Source organism: Arthrobacter sp. FW305-BF8, from assembly GCF_021789315.1.
Lineage (GTDB): Bacteria > Actinomycetota > Actinomycetes > Actinomycetales > Micrococcaceae > Arthrobacter.
This window is the reverse complement of sequence record NZ_CP084561.1, coordinates 3,217,886-3,236,254: the sequence shown is the minus strand read 5'-3', so window position 1 is coordinate 3,236,254 and position 18,369 is coordinate 3,217,886. Positions and strand designations below refer to the sequence as shown.

The window sequence follows — 18,369 nt, the reverse complement described above, 5'->3', positions numbered from 1 at the left end:
TGTGTAAACAAGGGGTAGTGGACCACGAAATCCCCAAGAAACGTGAGCGATGCATCACATCAGCGGGCTGTCCCGCCGTGAGTCGACTATCTCGGGTAGTGTGCCAGTGTGTCAAGACCCCCAGAAGACCCTTCCGGCCCGTTCGCTGATGCCGGAGACGGCGGACTGCCGGAGGACCAGGCCGCCCCGGGAACGGAGCCTTCAGGTCCCGTCCGTCCCCGCGCCGTCGCCGTGATCTCTGGGATCGTGGCAGCGGAGGCCACGGCCCTGCTGGGCGCAGCAGCCTGGTACGGTTTCCAGCTGGTCAGCGGGGCGCCTGTCATGTCGTTTTGGGGTGCCGTTTTCACGCTCGGACTGCTCCTGGCTTTTGCGTCGTGGCTGTATGCCGTTGCCGTGTTCCTGTTCCGGGGCTTCCGCTGGCCGAGGGCCGGTGCGCTGGTGGCCCAGCTGTTCGTGCTGACCATCGGCTTCCCTACGCTCACCGGCGGTTTCCCGGTGGCTGGCGCCGCGATGCTGATTCCGGCCGCCACGGCCATCGTCCTGCTGTTCGACAAGCGCGTGATCCGCTTCGCCTCCCGCGCCGCTTCCGCTCCGCCGGCACTTTAAGGCCTTCTGACTTCGTCGTCGGCCACCGCCAGCTGAACGGGCACCGCCGTGCCGTCCGCCACGAGCAGGGCGCGTCCTGGTGGGGGATGGGGATCCGGCTCGATCCGCAGGCCGAAGATGTCGCCATCCAGCGGACTGCGGGGCGCTATGAGGATGCCCCTGCCGCCACTGCGGGCTGCCATTGCGAGCGGGACACGCTGCATCAGTGACTGGCTGAACGCGGCTGAGAAAATTGTCGCCCAACCGCGGCTGTTCAGCTCCACGAGTTGCTGCTGGGAAATGGCAGGCAGCATGTCGGCATCATCGACGAGGAGAATGGCGTCCTTGGGCAGGCTTCCTTCTACCGCGTCACGGTGGACCGAACCCCAAAAGTCGCCGGGATGGGACGCCGGGCCGGGGTGCAGCCAGCTGGCCACGAAGGGATTGAGCAGCGGCAGGGAAGCCAGGAACGAGGACTTGCCCGACCCGGCGCTGCCCAGCACGGCAAGGACAGCGCCTTGGGGCAGGCGCACCCCGGCAGGGGCGGGTTCATCCCCGCCCACGCCGACCACCAGGCACCGGGCGGCTGTAAGCACCGGTTTGGCCGCCGCGTGATCTGATCCGTGCAGAGGGACGTCTGAAGCAGGCCCATCGGAAGCAGCGTCGCTTGAAGCTTGACATGCTCTGGGCATCCGGGAGAGTACGTCCGCCACAGAGAGCTGCAGCGGAAGAGGATCCACGCGGAAGGGCCTAACCCGCACCGGCCCCTGCATCGCTTCGCCGAGGGCAATGACAGTTCCGGAACCGGCACGTGGACCTTCTGGACCATAGAGCTGGCAGACCGCCTGGCGCCCGGCCGACAAAGTACCGGATGCCACGGCACGGCCCGGAATTGGTGGAAGGTCGGGCATCTTGGGCCATGCCAGCCTGCTCTCGGCGCTGGCGCCCCGCGGGCAGTAGATGCGGTTGGGGATGGCAGGGAAGAACCGTGACGTCACGAGTTCCCGGTCGCCGGAGATCACCAGGGTGATTCCGGCACGGTGACCGTCCCGGACGATGTCCTGGACATGGTCCTCGGCGCGGGTCAGAGGACCAGAGCGGAGGGCCGATAGCCAGGAGCCCCAGCCTGAAATGACCAGCACCAGCGGCGGCCCCAATGCGGCCGGGAGCCGGCTGAGCCGCCCGGACGCTTCGGCCGCCAGGCGCTCCAGGAGGCGCACACCGCGGCGGAGGTCGTCGAGGTTTACAAAGGACCCTGCGCGGTGCGCGCCCGCCATTCCCGCCAAGGACCCGTCCGCATCGAGGGCATAGAGGTGGCATTCCGCAGGATGGGCCAGCAGCTGTTGCATCGCCATTGACATGGCGTGGGCGGCATCCGGGGAACTTGCGCCGATCAGCGCCAGATGCCCATCGGTTCCGGGCCGCCAGGTGAGGCGGGCCAGCCGCTGCTCCTCGGGCAGGTCCAGCAAGCCCAGCCCGACGGCCAAGTCCCCGTCAGCCGCCGGGACGGCGTCTGCAAGGACGGGGCAATCTGCGGTGAGTGCGGCGTCCCCGGCAGTCGCCGGGACGGCGTCTGCAAGGACGGGGCAATCTGCGGTGAGTGCGGCCAGGTCGGCGGAATCGGTCAGCACGTCCGGAAGCGGTGGAGCCAGCGGACGGCGCACCGGAAGACCACTCATTCCGGCCCAAAGGGAGGCAGTCAGTTCCACCACAGGCGTGGCAGCGTCCGACGGCGTTGCCGGCGGAAGGCTGCTGCCGGTGACAGAAGGCAGCATCGCCAGCGCCTCGGTGGCCTCAAGCGCCCTGACCCGGCACGTCGCAGGGTCCTCGCCGGTGCCGGCAATAGATGCTGACTGGAACTCCTCGGCAGTTTCGGTACCCCTCGCCAGATAGGCGCGGCCGGGCCGGTTGACGGGTATTGCCGATGCCGCATTGGTGCCAATCACGTCGGCTGACTCGTGCGCGGACTGCACCCGAAGGGCGATGCTAGTAGTGACGTTCGCCCGGATATCCGCTGTAAGAGCCCCCTGCGGACGCTGGGTCGCCATGATCAGGTGGACGCCCAGGGAGCGGCCAATGGCAGCGATCCTCATTAGCTCGGTCAGGGTCTCCGGAGCGTCCTCGACGAGCATCCGGAACTCGTCGATGATGAGGATCAGCTGGGGGAGGGGCGGTCCGTCCGCAGGCGCCATGCGATAGGCGGCCAGGTCCGGGGCGCCAGCTGCGGCAAGCACCTGCTCACGCCTGCGGACTTCCGCCCGCAGTGACATAATCGTGCGGTCCAGCTGGTTGCTGGCCAAGTCTGTCAGCATGCCGACGCAGTGGGGGATGCCGGTCAGAGGACTGAGTCCGGACCCGCCCTTGAAGTCGAAGAAAAGAACATTGACGCGGTCCGGCGGGTAGCACAGGGCGAGCCCGGCGGTAATAGTGCGAAGGAGTTCCGATTTCCCGGCGCCGGTGGTGCCCGCAACGAGGACATGCGGGCCATCCGCCTCAAGATCCAGGACACGCGCTCCCCGGTCGGCTCGGCCCAGGGGGATGGTGAGTCCCGGTTCCAGTCTGCCTGCCGCCCAGCGTCTGGCGGTCGCAGCAGCCGACATGTCAAGGACATCGCTCAGCCCGCAGCTCGCAGGGAGGGGGTGCCCGCCGGCCGGCGACTCTGGGTGGGACCGGCGGTATGTCCGGCAGTAGCGGTCGAAAACGGCGGAGGGCACCAGGTCTGCAACGAAGCGGTGGTGCCTTGCCCGCGCCCGAAGCATGGCTCCGCGCTCGCCGAGTTCAATGTCGGTTTCCGCCGGCTGCTGTCCGCGGCCCGGCAGATGGACCACCCGCCATCCGAGACCGCGGGCAGTTGCGATGATGCCTGCCTCCGGGGTGCCGTCTGCTGCTTCGCCGAAGAGCAGGAGGATGCGGGACGCATCCTGTCCGCCGGACGCGTCCGTTACGGCCGCCAGGGTGTCGGGAATCCTTGAATGGAGTGAGACCCCGGGAAGGAACCGCGCCGCGAGCGGCAGGGCGGAAGCCGGTCCGTGAATCGCGATCCGGGTGCCCCTGGCCAGCGGATATCCAGTGAGCTGCATCAGGAACGAATGGACCAGACCGCGTACCTCCGGCTCTGGCCCCCGGACGGAAAGGACCCCAAGGTCAGGATCAAGGAGCAGCGGCACTGGGCCGAGCCCAGGGGGTTTGAAGCCCGGCGGGTTTGGCTCCAGGCGTACATTGGCCAGTTGTTCAGCCAGGCCGAGTCTCAGCCAGACGCCCGGTGCAGGCCTTGGCGCTTCCTTGTGCTTTGACGTCTCCCGTTCTGTACTCCGGCCGGCGCCGGCGGGGCTCCGCGCGGGAACCGCAGCGCTCAGCGCAAGATCAGCAGCGGACGGTGCGGACCGCCGTCGTCGATCCAGATCCTGCGCAACTGCTGCCGCGACAGCCGATCTGAGCTCGCGGCGCTGCCGGGCGCCCGAGAACACCGGGACAAGTAGTGACACTGCCGACACAGCGGTGAAGGCCAGGAACATCCACGACCCGGTCACCAGCACGAGCCCCATCCCTATGATCACCGGGAGAACCGCCCCGAGGAGCAGCATGGACCGGCCCGCCGGCACAGCCGGGTGTGACACGGTCAGCGGCTCCGCCACAGAGCTTCCGGCGAACCCAAGCTCGGCGCCCCGTGCCCCTGACGGCGCCGCCAGCACGACCGACATGGACGAATTGCCGCAGCGAATACGGGAACCGATCGCGACGGCTGATTTTGACACCCGTTTGCCGTCGACCTCGGTTCCGTTAATGCTGCCAAGGTCTACCAGGGTTAGTGACTTGTCCGTAACCTCGAGTCTGGCGTGCTCGCGGGAGAGATCGGCATCCGGAATCGTCAGTTCGGCGTTGGTCCGGCCGATTCTGTAGCTTCCCCGTCGCAGCGGAAGAACAGAGCCTGCGGCGGGACCGCTGTCCACCACGAGAAGCACGGCAGCGGGAAGCTCGCCGTCCGCTCCGGCCTCGGACACGGCGGCGTCGGACCCGCCACCGGTGGAAGCACCGTCAACCACAACAGCCCCGTCGACCAAGGGGCTTCTGCCGACTGTTAACAGACCCAGGCGCCTGCCCTCCACTGACAGCCTGCCGGTCTGGAACCGGCGCGAGAGTTCGGTTTCCAGATCGGACCCTGGGCACCCGTCCGGAGCCGAGACCGTCAGCTCGACCGGTCCGCCTGGGGATAGGGACCCGGGAGCGCGTACCAGAGTGCACTGCAGTTCCATGCGTATCCTCCTTCCCGGGCCCTTTTGGTGGAAACGCTAGTCCTCTTCACATGCGAGCCGATCCTGCATTTCCGGGTATGTGGACAAACCCCCGCCGGACTGCGGTCACTGCCGCCGGGGGAGACTCGGGTAGGCTAGGTCAGCAGACAATGCACAACGTTGGGCTGCCCGAATTCGAAACAGGAGATTTAGTGACTGCTGACCTCGTCATCGTAGGATCAGGCTTCTTTGGCCTGACGATCGCAGAACAGGCCGCCAGTGAGCTGGGCTTGAAGGTAGTCGTCCTCGACCGCCGCCACCACATCGGAGGCAATGCCTACAGCGAGAAGGAAGAGCAGACCGGGATCGAGGTTCACCGCTACGGTGCGCACCTGTTCCACACGTCGAACGAGCGCGTCTGGGAGTACGTCAACCGCTTCACCGCCTTCACGAACTACGTGCACAAGGTCTATGGCGTGCACGGCGGGGAGGTTTTCTCCCTGCCAATCAACCTGGCCACGATCAACCAGTTCTTCCGCGCCAACATGACGCCGGGCGAGGCGAAGGAACTCATCCAGGAACAGGCCGGGGAACTTGCCGGCACCGATCCCCAGAACCTGAACGACAAGGGCATTCAGCTCATTGGGCGTCCGCTTTACGAAGCCTTCATCAAGCACTACACCGGCAAGCAGTGGCAGACGGATCCCAAGGACCTGCCGGCGGGCATCATTTCCCGCCTTCCCGTCCGGTACAACTACGACAACCGGTACTTCAACGACAAGTACGAGGGTCTGCCGACCAACGGCTACACGGCCTGGATCGAAAAGATGGCCGAACACCCGAATATCGAGGTCCGGCTCAACACGGACTTCTTCGACGAGTCGCACGAGTACAGCAAAGGCAAAGTGGTCGGCAGCATCCCGGTGGTCTACACCGGACCCGTGGACCGCTACTTCGACTACGCTGAGGGCGACCTGTCCTGGCGCACCATTGACTTCGAGGAAGAAGTGCTCGACGTAGGTGATTTCCAAGGCACTTCAGTGGTCAACTACAACGATGCCGATGTGCCCTACACCCGCATCATCGAGCCCCGCCACTTCCACCCGGAACGCGACTACCAGGCCGAGAAGACCGTCATCATGCGCGAGTTCTCACGTTTCGCGGAAAAGGGCGATGAACCCTACTACCCGATCAACACGAGCGCAGACCGCGAGCGTTTGCTCAAATACCGCGATCTCGCTGCAGACGAAAAGAACGTTCTTTTCGGCGGCCGGCTCGGTACGTACAAGTACCTTGACATGCACATGGCCATCGGGTCGGCGCTAACAATGTTCGACAACCAGATTCGGCCCCATTTCGAAAGCGGAGCCAACCTTGAAAGCGGGGGCGTTGACGCATGAGCGCAGCCGCTGACCAACAGTGGATGATGCTGCAGCGGGTGATTCTTCCGCCTGAGTCCCAGACGGACACTCTTTCGCTGTACGTGGATGCCGGCCCAGCCAGCGGAATACGGCTCAGCGAAACAGATGAGTTCGCGCGAAACCCAAAAGCACTGGATGAGAAGCTCCACCTGGTGAGCTCGGGCGGCCGCGAAGTCCACTTCGAAGACATACTCTCGCGGCATTCGCTGAAAGTCCGGGCGGGGGAGCAGCTTTCATTCGGAACGTACTTTAACGCCTTCCCGGCCAGTTACTGGCGGCGCTGGACCCCCTTGCGGTCCGTGCGGCTCGTCGTGCGAACCAGCGGCCACGGAACCATCACGGTCAATAAGTCGAATGCGCGGGGGACGCTGCAGCGTGTGGACGGAGCGCGTGTTGACGGCGACGCCGTCACCGTTTTTGATCTTTCGCTAAAGCCGTTTGGAGACGGCGGATGGTTCTGGTTCGACCTGGCCTCCAGTCGCAAAGACCTCACGCTGGAATCCGCGGAATGGCTGGGTGAGGATCACGGCCGCGAGCCCGGCGCGGTGACCCTTGAGATCACCACCATGAACAAGCCTGACTTCTGCCTGAACAACGCCCGAATCCTGGCGGAGAATACTGACGCGCTGAAGCATGTGCGGGAAGTCCTGATCGTGGATCAGGGAACGCAAAAGGTCGCGGACCAGCCAGGGTTTGCTGAGGTTGCTGCAGAGTTGGGCGGCAAGCTCCGCATTATCGACCAGGACAACCTGGGCGGATCCGGCGGCTTCGCACGGGGAATGTTTGAAGCCGTAGAAAACGGCAGCGACTACGCCCTGCTGTTGGACGACGATGTAGTGATCGAGCCGGAAAGCATCATTCGGATGCTGACGTTTGCTGACTACTGCAAGCGGCCCACAATTGTCGGCGCACACATGTTTGACCTGCACAGCCGCACCGTCCTGCATTCCTACGGTGAAGTCGTGGATTCATACCGGTTCCTGCCTGCCCATCCGCACGATGATATGGAGATGCGGCACGACTTCAGTCTCGCCAATCTCCGCCAGACGCCCTGGCTGCACCGCAGGGTGGACGTGGACTTCAACGGGTGGTGGATGTGCATGATCCCCACCTCGGTGATCCGTAGCATCGGATTGCCGCTTCCCATTTTTATCAAGTGGGACGACATCGAGTTCGGGCTGAGAGCCCGCGAGGCAGGCTTCGCTACGGTCTCGCTCCCCGGGGCGGCCGTGTGGCACGTTTCATGGGTGGACAAAGACGATCTCGTGGGGTGGCAGGCCTACTTCCACGGCCGTAACCGCCTCATGGTGGGGCTCATGTACAGCACGCACGCCAAGGGCGGCCGCATGATCCGTGAGTCATTCCAGTCCGATGTTAAACACCTCGTGTCCATGCAGTACTTCACGGAGCACGGGCGGCTGGATGCTCTGGAAGACCTGTTTGAAGGGCCAGCGGGGCTGCATGAGAACCTCGCCACAAAGCTGGCGGAGATCAACAAACGGCGTGAGCTCTATTCCGATGCGCAGATGCTGGAGGATATCGACGATTTCCCCGCACCGGCCGCGGGCCGCGGGCCGTCCGGGGTGAAACCGATTGGCCTTCCCAACCGGAAGGACCTGGTTAAGTGGGGCGTCAGGACCGTAGCCCGGCAACTGGTCAAGAGGCCGGATGCGGAGGCCGCGGAGCGGCCGCAGGGCTTCCTGGCCCACCGCGACAACCGGTGGTTCAGGTTGGCCCACTACGACAGCGTGGTGGTGTCCAACGCGGATGGAACTGCTGCCTCCTGGTACCGGAGAAACCCCCAGAAGTTCAAGAAGATGCTGGTCGAAGCAGGCCAGCAGCATGCCCGCCTGTACCGGCGCTGGGAAGAGCTCGGCGAGCAGTACCGCAGCGCGCTACCGCAGATCACCTCGTTCGATGCATGGCGGAAGACGTTCGGGATCAGTGCCGGGGAGGACAGCTGAGTGTCTGCTGGCCCGGATGAACTGACGCGGCCCGGGCGCGGCCGCGGGATCGTCGACGTCTTCCAACATAGGTTCCTGCTTCAACTGCTGGTTCGCAAGGAAATCAAGATCCGCTACCGCGGCTCAGTGCTGGGACTTCTTTGGTCCTACGTCAAGCCCCTGATGCAGTTCTCGATCTATTTCGTCGCGCTCGGCATCTTTCTCGGGATGCAACGCGGCACGCCAAACTATGCGATATACCTTTTTTCCGGCATTGTGCTGGTCAACTTCTTCACGGAATCGCTTGGCAACGCGACCCGTTCCATCGTGGACAACCGGGACCTGATCCGGAAAATCTACCTGCCCAGGGAACTCTTTCCGGTATCCACCGTATGGGTGTCGGCAGTGCACCTCTTCCCGCAACTGGTTGTCCTCATGGGGGCATGCCTCCTTGGCGGATGGCGCCCCTCGATCCTGCAGCTTCTTGCGGTCATTGCTGCGCTGCTGCTCGTTGCCATCCTGTCCACTGGCCTGGGGCTGCTTTTCGGTGCCGCCAATGTCTATTTTCGCGACTCCGAGAACATTGTCGACATGATTCTGATGGTAGTCACCTGGGCCTCGCCAGTTCTGTACCTCTGGACAATGGTGGAGGAGGTCATGCGCGGCTGGTTCTTTGTCTACATGCTGAACCCGGTGACGGTGGCCGTGGAGATCTTCCACTGGGCCTTCTGGTCGCCGACGCTCAGCGCCGAACAGTCTGCCGCCGTCGCTATGCCGCCTGACCTCCTGTCAGTGTGGTTCCCGGCGTCGTTCGGCGTGGCGGCATTGGTCCTTGCGATTGGCCAGGTTGTCTTTATGAAGCTTTCCGTCCACTTTGCCCAGGAGCTTTAGTATGACTGTGCCTGCAGTCACATCCGATACCGTCGCTATAACCTGCCGGAATCTCCGGAAGAAGTTTGTCCTGAGGCATACCCGGAGCATGAAGGAAGCCATTGTTTGGCTGCTTACGGGCCGCAAGGGCGACCTGTCCAAGAAGTTTGACGCTCTGAAGAATGTCTCATTGGACGTTGAACAAGGGGAGACAGTGGCGCTCCTTGGCCTCAACGGATCCGGGAAGTCAACACTCTTGAAACTCATCTCCGGGGTTCTGCAGCCGGATGAGGGAACTGTTCACACCCGTGGCCGGGTGGCGGGCCTGATCGAGGTCGGTGCCGGATTCCACCACGACTTGAGCGGACGGGATAACGTTTATCTGAATGGCGCGATCCTGGGAATGACCGAGCGGCAGATCACCGATATGTTCGATTCGATTGTCGAATTTGCCGAGATCGGGGAGTTCATCGACACCGAAGTGAAGTTCTACTCCTCGGGGATGTACTTGAAGCTGGCCTTTTCGATTGCCGTTCATACCGACCCGGAAGTGTTCCTCATCGACGAGATCCTGGCGGTGGGGGATGAGCCTTTCCAACGGAAATGCATTGCCAAGATCAAGGAGCTGTCCGCCAAGGGCAAGACCCTTTTCGTCGTGAGCCATGACCTGGACCTTGTGGCAACCGTCTGTGAGCGGGGCGTCCTGCTGGAACACGGCGAGGTAAAGATGGACGGCCCTGTCCGCGATGTGGTGGCAGAACTTCGCCGGCGCTCTGCTGCCTAAGGATGGAAGCGCCCGACTCAACATCCGGTGCCGCCGGGAAACGAACCGAACTAGTACTGAGGAACATATAGATGGCCAGGACCAAGGACAGTGGACACACCGTGCGTGCAATCGGACGCCGTAGCTTCCTGGCGGCCGTCGGTGCGTTGCCGCTTGCATTGGCGGCCTGCTCGGGTGATGAGCAAGCCGTACCCGCAGTCACGCCCAGAGCGGACGCCTTCCCGGTGACGATGCGCCATGCCTTTGGGTCGACCACCATCGATGCCCCGCCGACACGCGTTGTGGTGCTTGGAGCCCTCGAGGCAGACACGTGTGCAGCGCTCGGGTTGGGCCCGGTAGGGATGCCACAGGGAGACCAGTCTCCCTGGCTGCAGGTGGCGTTGAATGACATCAGCGCTCCAGCTCCAAGCTATTTCAATGACGGCCGCGGGGTTCCCGTTTCCGAGATCGAGAAGCTTGAGCCCGATCTCATCCTTTCCCTGACCAACACGCTGTCCAAAGCAAACTATGATGCCCTCTCAGGCCTTGCTCCCGTCGTCGTGCCTGAAGCGACCGCTGAGGACGGCGACTGGCGTAGTGCTGTCACAGTTATTGGCCGGGCCTTGGGCAGGCAGGACGCTGCAACGGAGCTTGTGCGAAAGACCGAGACGTCCATGAAAGACGCTGTCCGGGACTATGCCGCGTTGAAGGGGACAAGTGTTATCTACCTGCGGGCATCTTCAGTGGCCGGTGCAGATGTGCGAGTGTTCGCGCAGGCTTCGAATCCCATGCAGCTGGCCGAAGAGTTTGGATCGGTCGCTGCCCCTTGCTTGCAAGTAGTCAAGGCAGAAGGGAAGAGCTATACAGATCCCACGGCGCAGCCTTCATTCATATGGCCGCACGAGCGCGCCCTTGAGCTCAGCGCCGATATCATGGTGATTGCTCTCGGTGCCGTTGATATGACGGACTATAGGGCGACCGGTAAGGTCCCTGGGCTTCCGCGTTTTGGCAACGGACAACCGTACTTCATCACGGGAAATGAAACGCTGGCGATGGAAAGCGGCACACCTCTCAGCATGGCATGGGCCAGCCGAAATCTTGTGCCGGAACTGGCGAAGGCCGCCTACCTCTCCGGTCAAAAATAGGCGTCTGAAATACCCCCCCAAAAAACGAACGGTTGTTGCAAGCTCAAGGCTCTGCAACAACCGTTCCGCTTTAGCCGCAGGCAGTTACGCGGAACAGTCTCGCGTCACCGACAGCTTTCACCAACTCAACACCTGGCGCAGAATCATCGACAAGATCACGGAGCCCCAGCAGTGTTTCCCCCCGTGGCGTGAAAATTTCCTGGGCGCCGAAGTCCAAGGCCCAATACGCCTTCAAGTCCCGGATAGCCGGGCAAACTCTGGGGTTGTAGGACGCTTCAGCCCAGTGGTCAAGAAGCAATTGTTCCTGCTCCGTCCGCGTGCCGAAGATGTGGGGTGCAAGGACGCGGCGGCCACTGAAAGCGTAGGCAAGCGACGCGCCCGTTCGCGGGTTCGCAACTATCACATCCGTGCTCGGGACGATATTCGCCAATTCCGAGAACAGGTCGACTTGGTTCCTGGTGAGCGGCTTCGAATTCTCCGTCGTTGAGAAAACAGTTGCCAGCCGGTCTTGGACGGCATAAAGGGAACCGCCCTGAACCCCCGCTCCAAGGGCCAGCAGAACAACACATGTAGCTGCCACACCCGGGTTGCCAGGGAGCCGTTTTACGAGCCGGCTCAGGATGCGCTGTCCCCGGGAACGGCTCGAATCCGCCCGTGCGAGTGACCCTACGACGTGCCGCACGCGCAGGATAATCCATTCACTGCCGATGACGACTACAGGCAACGTGACCGTTGGCAGCAGGGCGGCCAGGCGATTGCTGTCACGGTACCAAACTCCGGTCAGGAAATTCCGGAAGTCGCCGTCGATCCAGCTTGAAGCGACCAGGTACAGGAGGGCGCCGACGAGATACATTCCGGCAATCCACCACATTCGTTGCAGGTGCCGGACAATAACGTAGAGTCCGATGACCGTCAGAACCAGCAAGACCCAGGCAGTGGTAGTTCCCATTGGGGCGCTTCCCAAAATTTCGCCTATGGCCCGGGCATTACTTTGGAATGCAAGCCAGCCCGATGACGCCAAGCTCGGTCGGATAGCCACCCAGACTACGAGGGTAAGCAATACATAACCTGTTGCGAAGATCACCCAGCGGCGAGCCGCTCGATGGTCAGAGTCCCCACTATTGGCCTGCCAAGACTTGATACACGCAGCGATTACTGCCGGTCCTGCAAAGGCCAGGAGCGCCACGGCAGCGCTCGGGTGCGACAGAGCCAGGCCGGGAAGGGTAGCTGCCAGGGCAAGAGTGGCGGGTATCCAGTTTTTGTCGGTCACACCATGGGATGCGCGTGACATGCCCAGTGCCTCGATAGCGAGACCCAAAACAGCAGGCAGGAGCGCAATCGCTGCGTGGTTCGGATAGAGAACGCCGTAGGCGACCATGAGATAGGGGAAAGCGCTGAACCCGGCCGATAGAACACCGGCGGCAAGCAAGGGCGCCGGACGGTATCCTGCGACCCTGCTGATTAGGAAGATGCACGACAGGGGCCAGACGATTGCTCCCGTGACGATGGTGCCCACGTTGACTGCGACCATTACCGACGGTGCACCAAGCATGACGACAAGCGCCATCGCGTCGTGCATGGCGGCGGGATAGAGTGCCTGCGAGGCATCCGTCAGGTTCCCCAAAGTCAGGGTCGAGCCGTTCTGCGTTTCCGCGATGTGCCGAACAGCATTGAGGTGATAGATGTTGTCAAAAGACTCTGAGAAACTTTCGGGCGAACCAAAACCTGAGATGTACCGGGCCGCGATGATTATGGCGGGAAAGAGTACGGCGAGCGGGATCAGAAATTGTGTCAGTCTGATGCCCAGCGACGTGGCCGGCAGCGACTCACTGGCATCAAGGCGCCACTTCTTGCCGGCTCCCGTGAGGCTGCGGCGCCGTTGCAGCAGTCCGCGGGCAGCCAGGATGGCGGCGGCGGCCAGAGCCGAGACGATGAAATAGACGGCCGGGTTGAAGGGCAGGCGCAGGTAAGGCAGAATCACGGCCACCGATCCGGCTACGGACGCTGATACCGGCGCTGAAAGCGCTGCGAGGCTTAGCCCCCTGACGCCGGCGGCTGCAAGTATCAACAAGCCGGGCAGGAAATACACCAGAATTGTTGCGGCGAACGTAGGGAAAGTTTCCCACCAAGTCATCTATCAAGCTCCTCAGAAGTCACACCCCACCTTACAAGTAGGACCATCGCCCTCGGTATTCGGGTGACCGGCGTTGGCCGGCCACCGCGCGACGGGTGCAGGACCAAGTGCACACGGGCCTGTGACCCGCCGTTTTTGAAGGAGACCTTGAGTCTCCGAAGCGGAGGTGCACCGTAATCCGGGTCCGTTACCGTTGGTATACTTGCCAACCATGGGTAACTCACAGCGGTCTGGCGTGCTCATAATCATGCCGGCCTGGAACGAAGCAGAAGCGATTGGCCAGACCATCCGTGATGTGCTCTCCGTAACCCCCCAACACCACGTTCTTGTCGTGGACGACGGATCCAAGGACGATACTCCCAGGATCGCCGCGGAGGCTGGTGCGACCGTGCTGAGGCTACCGTTCAACCTCGGTGTCGGCGGAGCCATGCGAGCGGGATTCAAGTACGCACTACGGAATAAGTACACCTCTGTGATCCAGGTGGATGCCGACGGGCAGCACGATCCGCACGATATTGACCGCGTGCTGGCTGGCCTGGAGCATGCTGACATTTCCATTGGTGCCCGGTTCGCCGGCAGGGGAAGTTACGGGGCGAAGGGGCCGCGGCGCTGGGCCATGTTCTTCCTTGCCAGAGTGATCTCAGGCATCGCGGGAACGCGTCTGACGGATGTGACGTCGGGGTTCCGTGCGGCAAACTCACGTGCAATCCGCCAGTACATCTCTCACTTTCCAGCCGAATACTTGGGCGACACCATTGACTCACTGGTCGTGGCGATCAAGTCCGGTTGCACTGTTACGCAGATACCCGTGGACATGAAAGCCAGGCAGGCGGGGACTCCAAGCCAGGGGCCAATCAAGGCGTCCATTTACCTGGCCAGGTCCGGCCTCGTCCTCTGCTTTGCCCTTGCGCGCCGGCGAACGCCGCGTGCCGCTGAACTACATACGCCGTTGTCCGGCGACATTGCCGGAGAGGGAAGTGCCTAAGGAATGAACGTCGCAGGTTCATTAATTCTGGCCATTGTTATGGTCTTGGTTGTTCTGGTTATGCTCCGGAACGGCCGGCTCCGGGAAAAGTACGCCATTCTTTGGCTGGTCATCGGCGGGTTGACGATCATTCTCGGCCTCTTTCCGAGGCTCCTCAATTGGGCGGCTTCCGTTGTGGGTATCGTTGTCCCGGCCAACCTGCTCTTTTCGCTTTCCATCCTCTTGCTGGTCGGTGTAAGCCTGCACGTCTCGCGCGAATTGACCATCCTGGAGGATGAAACGCGGATCCTTGCCGAGGAAGTGGCCATTCTGCGGGCAGGTGTGGACCAGTTGCAGAGCCAGCTCACCCCGTCACAACCATCGACCGACGACGGTCAAACAGATTCCCCGACGCCGCCTACCGAGAGAAGATAATGACAATTGACGTGATGTTCCCGTACTACGGCGACGTGGCGATGATGAAGGCCGCGGTTGCCTCAGTCCTTGCACAGGACGACACGGACTTCCGCCTCACGATCGTTGATGACGGCTACCCTGATGAAAGCCTTCCGGAGTACTTCCGTGGCCTGGTTGAAGGCGACGACCGGGTGCGGTACTTCCGCAACGACGTGAACCTTGGCGCCAACGGAAATTACAAGAAGTGTGTTGGCCTCGTGGAGCACGACATTGTCGTCATCATGGGCGCCGACGACATCATGCTTCCGAACTACATTGGCACTGTCCGGAAAGCCTTCCGGGATCCGGCTGTTTCCATCGTCCAGCCCGGAGTCGAGGTCATCGACGAGAACGGTGCTGTGTACACGCCGCTCGGCGACAACGTTAAGCAGTACCTGCGGCACAGGCTGGTAGGCAAGGCCTCTGAGGCAATCGTCTCCGACGAGGCGGTGGCCGAAAGCCTCCTGGTTGGAGACTGGCTGTATTTTCCGTCGGTAGCGTGGCGTGCGGAAGCCATCAAGAAGCATGATTTCCGGCCCCAGTATGACGTCGTTCAGGATCTGGCTCTCGCAATCGACATCATCCTGACTGGCGGCAAGATGGCCGTCGTCGACACCGTATGCTTCCAGTACCGCAGGCACCGGGAGTCGGACTCCTCCGTCCGGGCTCTGGATGGACGCCGTTTCGCTGAGGAACGGGCCTTCTTTGATGAGTGCGTTCGCGACTTCTCCGTCAGGGGCTGGAACAACGCTGCACGATCGGCGCGCTGGCACCTGACGTCGCGTCTGAATGCCGTTTCCCTCACCCCCAAGGTGGTCTCAAAGCGCATGTGGCCCGGGCTGCGCAAGCTCGTTACACACGCTGTGCGTCCTTGATCCGGCAGCCGCTCACGGATAGAACCCAAACTTCAAGCCTGCAACAAAAGGTGCCACTGAGTTAATATGGACATCCAGAACCACTACTACGGTCACTCGGCGGTTTTTGCCCGCTATTGCGGTTTGGAGCGGCTGCGGCACGTGTCCGGTCTGATCCAGCATGGATGGACCGTTAGCAGCCCCGTCACAGCCCAGTTCGGCGACTTCGCGAGCTGGGGCCCTAGCCGGCGCAGGCTTTCCTGGACAAGTACGTCGAGGGCCTGGAGCCCGGAGGACGCCGGCAACTTCTTTGAGGACGGCACTCCGATGCTCACGGCTGTCGGCGCCCCTTATCTGTATCTTCTGGACGCCGCCATGAAAGAAGGCACTGTTCCCCACCGGGGGAACCGGGCTCTTGTCTTGCCGCTTCACGGTACAGCCTTGTTGAAGGTCGACGGCGACCATGCCGCCTTTGCCCGCATGGTCAGGGACCGGGAGGGCCCGGCAGTCGTGTGTCTGCATGTTGACGACCTGCATAACGACGAGATACTGACGGCGTGGAAGTCGGCCGGACACGAGGTTGTCAGTGCCGGTGACCGCAGGGACCCGCAGTTTATAGGACGGATTCTCTGCATGATGTTGGAGGCCGATAGAGTCGTTTCCAACCGGCTCTCCACGTCGCTCATGTACGCCGCCGTTAGTGGCGCTGACGTTGCTATTTACGGCCCTGATTTCAAGCTGGGTCATAACGCGGCAGCGGATCCGGGTCTGCTGATGCGTGACCTGTGGCCGGAGTTTTACGACGAGTCGACTCCACAGGACGTGCTGACCAAGCTGGCGGAAGCGGAGTTGGGGCGCGGAGACATGCGTTCCCCGCAGGAACTGTCGCACCTGCTCGGGTGGGATTCCCACACCGTGGTTCCGTTCCTGGAGTACTGGGCGAGCGGACCACTCACCAAGGTTCAGACTGTTCTCGGGCTGAAGAAGGTCCCGGAGGGGGCTCACGCGACTGAAAAGGGCCTTTCGCCCTGGCACTGGATCCGGCATCCGTTGAAGCACCTGCCGTCCCCATTGCCACAGCTTCCTGCCATGGTGCCGGTAGAGCCACTTCACGCCTGACGGACCCAGATCTGGTTCTCGGGACCAAGAGATGTGGCCCCAACAGCATGCCGTTGGGGCCACATCCAGTTAAGCTGACCGAAGCTCTGCGTCCGTCACTGCGTGCCGGCCGGTTGATGGTAGCCGGGCAACGGGGCGATGCCACTCTTGACGGCGGCCTCGAGCAGACGGAACTCGGTCTCGTCATCGATGCTGAAGGACCGTGATTCCGGGATCTCAACGTAGCCGTGGCGTCCTTCGTCGAACCAGCTGTTCTCAAGGCGCCGGATGTAATCGGCCCACCACACGTAGAAGCTGCCGTTGATCCTCAGGAATCGGGGGACGTCCTGGCGCCTGATGACGCCGGTGCCTTCCGTAAAGTAGCGTTCGAGCGTGGAACTGTCTTGAGCCTGCGGCTTGACACCCACCCAGATCGGGTTGAAGGAGGGTTCAGAAACGGCGATGACGCCGTCGAGTTCCTGGCTCTTGCCAAGCAAATCGATGGCTTCCTCGATGTCGGTTGCCAGCCTGGTCGGGCTGGTTGGGTCCAACAACAGGACCATGTCGTAGGTGACGCCATCAATCTCCTCCATGGTTTGGAGTGCATGGCGGAGCACTACGCTCATGGGGGCTGTGTCGTTGGCCAACTCAGCCGGACGGATGAAGGGGACGTCCGCTCCTGCGTCCCGGGCAACTTCTGCGATTGACGGATCGTCCGTTGACACAATGAAGCGAACGTTTGTGCTGAGCTGGGAAGCCAGCGTGATTGTATGCGCGATAAGCGGCTTGCCCAGAAGAGGGCGAATGTTCTTGCCGGGCAGTCCCTTTGAGCCGCCTCGTGCGGGAATGACGGCCAGTATCTTGGGCGCAGACGAGTTCTCGTTCATCGTTAGTATCAACCTCATAGTCTGGTGGCGATCGGAGGTCGCCGGAAGCAGTACTACTACACTACCGTCGCGAGCATGCCGCCCGGCCGGGGATGCTGGCACATGCTCAATAATGCTGGCGCGTATGATTTCAACTGTTATCAGGGAAAGAGACCATTGGGGTGCTGCAGCTGCAAATGAAGATCCGGTTCGGAACCAGCCAGCGGCGCCTTCCCGGTGCCCGCACCCGCCACAGCAAGACGGAAGCTTTAACGGCATGCTGAACCGGTTGGTGGTCCAATGACGCGTTGGCTGATTGTGGGAGCGTCAGGTCACGGCAAGAGCCTGGCTGCCATTATCCGAGGACGCGGCGAAGACGTTGCCGCGCTAAGCGACAGTCGGTTCGGTGACCTGTCCACCGGTGCCGGGCCCGATCTTGCTCCTTTCCGCGGTGACTCCGGCTCAACTCCGCGTTGTTTTGGCGAGGACTCAGACGCCTTTGCATTCGCCGCTGAGCATGCGCTGTCAATCGCCATAGGAATCGGCGATAACGCCCTGCGATCAAGAATCGCTGCGGGTATCCTTGCCGAGACCCGCTTGGCTCTCCGGGCCGATCCATTGGTGGCCCGAACGGCCACCGTGGATCGGACTGCTGCCCTCGGCCCACTGAGCCAGATTTGCGAACACGCTCACGTAGGCCCGCTGGCCACAGTCGGCGACGGCGCGATAGTTAACACCAGCGCCGTCGTCGAGCACGATTCAGTTGTTGGAAATGGCGCCCACATCGCTCCGGGGGCTGTGTTGCTCGGCGCAACGGAAGTGGGCGAGCAGGTGTTTGTGGGTTCCGGAGCCCGGCTGCTCCCCGGCGTCGTGGTGGGGGACTTCGCGGTCCTGGGCGCCGGGGCAGTGGCAACGCGGCCGCTGGCCGGTATGGCAACATATGTGGGAGTGCCCGCGCAGCCACTCGTCTCTAAGAAAGGTCCAGCCCATTGACTCATGACCCTAATTCCGCCCCGGTTACGTTTGGAAGCCACCGCA

14 protein-coding genes are annotated in these 18,369 nt (G+C 62.3%); 11 read left to right on the top strand and 3 right to left on the bottom strand.

What is annotated here, in order from left to right:
• Nucleotides 1–108: 108 nt before the first annotated feature.
• Nucleotides 109–606: a hypothetical protein gene (locus tag LFT45_RS14540; protein WP_440155269.1), complete on the top strand. Its 498-nt coding sequence runs from the start codon at nt 109–111 to the stop codon at nt 604–606.
• Here the strand turns inward: LFT45_RS14540 and LFT45_RS14535 are convergent.
• On the bottom strand, nt 603–4,628 hold the full coding sequence (locus tag LFT45_RS14535; RefSeq protein WP_236804110.1) for an FtsK/SpoIIIE domain-containing protein: 4,026 nt from the start codon (nt 4,626–4,628) through the stop codon (nt 603–605). The genes LFT45_RS14540 and LFT45_RS14535 overlap by 4 nt on opposite strands.
• 401 nt (nt 4,629–5,029) lie before the next feature.
• On the opposite strand from LFT45_RS14535, the gene glf reads away from it, so the two are divergent.
• From glf to LFT45_RS14510, 5 genes are all read left to right on the top strand, one after another.
• Nucleotides 5,030–6,217: a UDP-galactopyranose mutase gene (gene glf / locus LFT45_RS14530; RefSeq protein ID WP_236804108.1), complete on the top strand. Its 1,188-nt coding sequence runs from the start codon at nt 5,030–5,032 to the stop codon at nt 6,215–6,217.
• Nucleotides 6,214–8,202 (top strand): glycosyltransferase, encoded by a 1,989-nt coding sequence (locus LFT45_RS14525; protein ID WP_236804106.1) that lies wholly within the window; start codon nt 6,214–6,216, stop codon nt 8,200–8,202. The genes glf and LFT45_RS14525 overlap by 4 nt, the downstream gene beginning before the upstream one ends.
• Nucleotides 8,203–9,072, top strand: a complete 870-nt coding sequence (locus tag LFT45_RS14520; protein WP_236804104.1) for an ABC transporter permease — start codon at nt 8,203–8,205, stop codon at nt 9,070–9,072. It begins immediately after the preceding gene.
• Between the two features lies 1 nt (nt 9,073).
• On the top strand, nt 9,074–9,835 hold the full coding sequence (locus tag LFT45_RS14515) for an ABC transporter ATP-binding protein (RefSeq protein ID WP_236804102.1): 762 nt from the start codon (nt 9,074–9,076) through the stop codon (nt 9,833–9,835).
• A 71-nt stretch (nt 9,836–9,906) separates the two neighbouring features.
• Nucleotides 9,907–10,959, top strand: coding sequence for an ABC transporter substrate-binding protein (locus tag LFT45_RS14510; protein WP_236804100.1), 1,053 nt, complete (start codon nt 9,907–9,909; stop codon nt 10,957–10,959).
• Between the two features lie 70 nt (nt 10,960–11,029).
• Here the strand turns inward: LFT45_RS14510 and LFT45_RS14505 are convergent, their stop codons facing one another.
• Complete coding sequence (locus tag LFT45_RS14505) at nt 11,030–13,093, bottom strand: DUF6541 family protein (protein ID WP_236804098.1); 2,064 nt, start codon at nt 13,091–13,093, stop codon at nt 11,030–11,032.
• A 211-nt stretch (nt 13,094–13,304) separates the two neighbouring features.
• Here LFT45_RS14505 and LFT45_RS14500 point away from each other — a divergent pair, with 211 nt between their 5' ends.
• From LFT45_RS14500 to LFT45_RS14485, 4 genes are all read left to right on the top strand, one after another.
• Nucleotides 13,305–14,078, top strand: coding sequence for a glycosyltransferase family 2 protein (locus LFT45_RS14500; protein WP_236804096.1), 774 nt, complete (start codon nt 13,305–13,307; stop codon nt 14,076–14,078).
• 3 nt (nt 14,079–14,081) lie between these two features.
• Nucleotides 14,082–14,492, top strand: coding sequence for a DUF2304 domain-containing protein (locus LFT45_RS14495; protein WP_236804094.1), 411 nt, complete (start codon nt 14,082–14,084; stop codon nt 14,490–14,492).
• Nucleotides 14,492–15,388 carry a glycosyltransferase family 2 protein gene (locus LFT45_RS14490; protein ID WP_236804093.1) on the top strand — a complete coding sequence of 299 codons (897 nt, stop codon included), beginning with the start codon at nt 14,492–14,494 and terminating at the stop codon, nt 15,386–15,388. Before LFT45_RS14495 ends, LFT45_RS14490 begins: the two co-directional genes overlap by 1 nt.
• Nucleotides 15,389–15,454: 66 nt before the next feature.
• Complete coding sequence (locus LFT45_RS14485; RefSeq protein WP_236804091.1) at nt 15,455–16,486, top strand: hypothetical protein; 1,032 nt, start codon at nt 15,455–15,457, stop codon at nt 16,484–16,486.
• 95 nt (nt 16,487–16,581) lie between these two features.
• Here the strand turns inward: LFT45_RS14485 and LFT45_RS14480 are convergent, their stop codons facing one another.
• Nucleotides 16,582–17,352: an acylneuraminate cytidylyltransferase family protein gene (locus LFT45_RS14480; protein WP_236804089.1), complete on the bottom strand. Its 771-nt coding sequence runs from the start codon at nt 17,350–17,352 to the stop codon at nt 16,582–16,584.
• Between the two features lie 279 nt (nt 17,353–17,631).
• Here LFT45_RS14480 and LFT45_RS14475 point away from each other — a divergent pair, with 279 nt between their 5' ends.
• Nucleotides 17,632–18,324 (top strand): acetyltransferase, encoded by a 693-nt coding sequence (locus LFT45_RS14475; RefSeq protein ID WP_236804087.1) that lies wholly within the window; start codon nt 17,632–17,634, stop codon nt 18,322–18,324.
• Nucleotides 18,325–18,369: the final 45 nt, after the last annotated feature.

Excerpts from the sequence above, each read along its gene's own strand:
- LFT45_RS14525 (WP_236804106.1), top strand. The coding sequence starts at position 6,214 with ATGAGCGCAGCCGCTGACCAACAGTGGATGATGCTGCAGCGGGTGATT.
- LFT45_RS14515 (WP_236804102.1), top strand. The coding sequence starts at position 9,074 with ATGACTGTGCCTGCAGTCACATCCGATACCGTCGCTATAACCTGCCGG.
- LFT45_RS14510 (WP_236804100.1), top strand. The coding sequence starts at position 9,907 with ATGGCCAGGACCAAGGACAGTGGACACACCGTGCGTGCAATCGGACGC.
- LFT45_RS14505 (WP_236804098.1), bottom strand. The coding sequence starts at position 13,093 with ATGACTTGGTGGGAAACTTTCCCTACGTTCGCCGCAACAATTCTGGTG.
- LFT45_RS14500 (WP_236804096.1), top strand. The coding sequence starts at position 13,305 with ATGGGTAACTCACAGCGGTCTGGCGTGCTCATAATCATGCCGGCCTGG.
- LFT45_RS14495 (WP_236804094.1), top strand. The coding sequence starts at position 14,082 with ATGAACGTCGCAGGTTCATTAATTCTGGCCATTGTTATGGTCTTGGTT.
- LFT45_RS14490 (WP_236804093.1), top strand. The coding sequence starts at position 14,492 with ATGACAATTGACGTGATGTTCCCGTACTACGGCGACGTGGCGATGATG.
- LFT45_RS14485 (WP_236804091.1), top strand. The coding sequence starts at position 15,455 with ATGGACATCCAGAACCACTACTACGGTCACTCGGCGGTTTTTGCCCGC.
- LFT45_RS14480 (WP_236804089.1), bottom strand. The coding sequence starts at position 17,352 with ATGAACGAGAACTCGTCTGCGCCCAAGATACTGGCCGTCATTCCCGCA.
- LFT45_RS14475 (WP_236804087.1), top strand. The coding sequence starts at position 17,632 with ATGACGCGTTGGCTGATTGTGGGAGCGTCAGGTCACGGCAAGAGCCTG.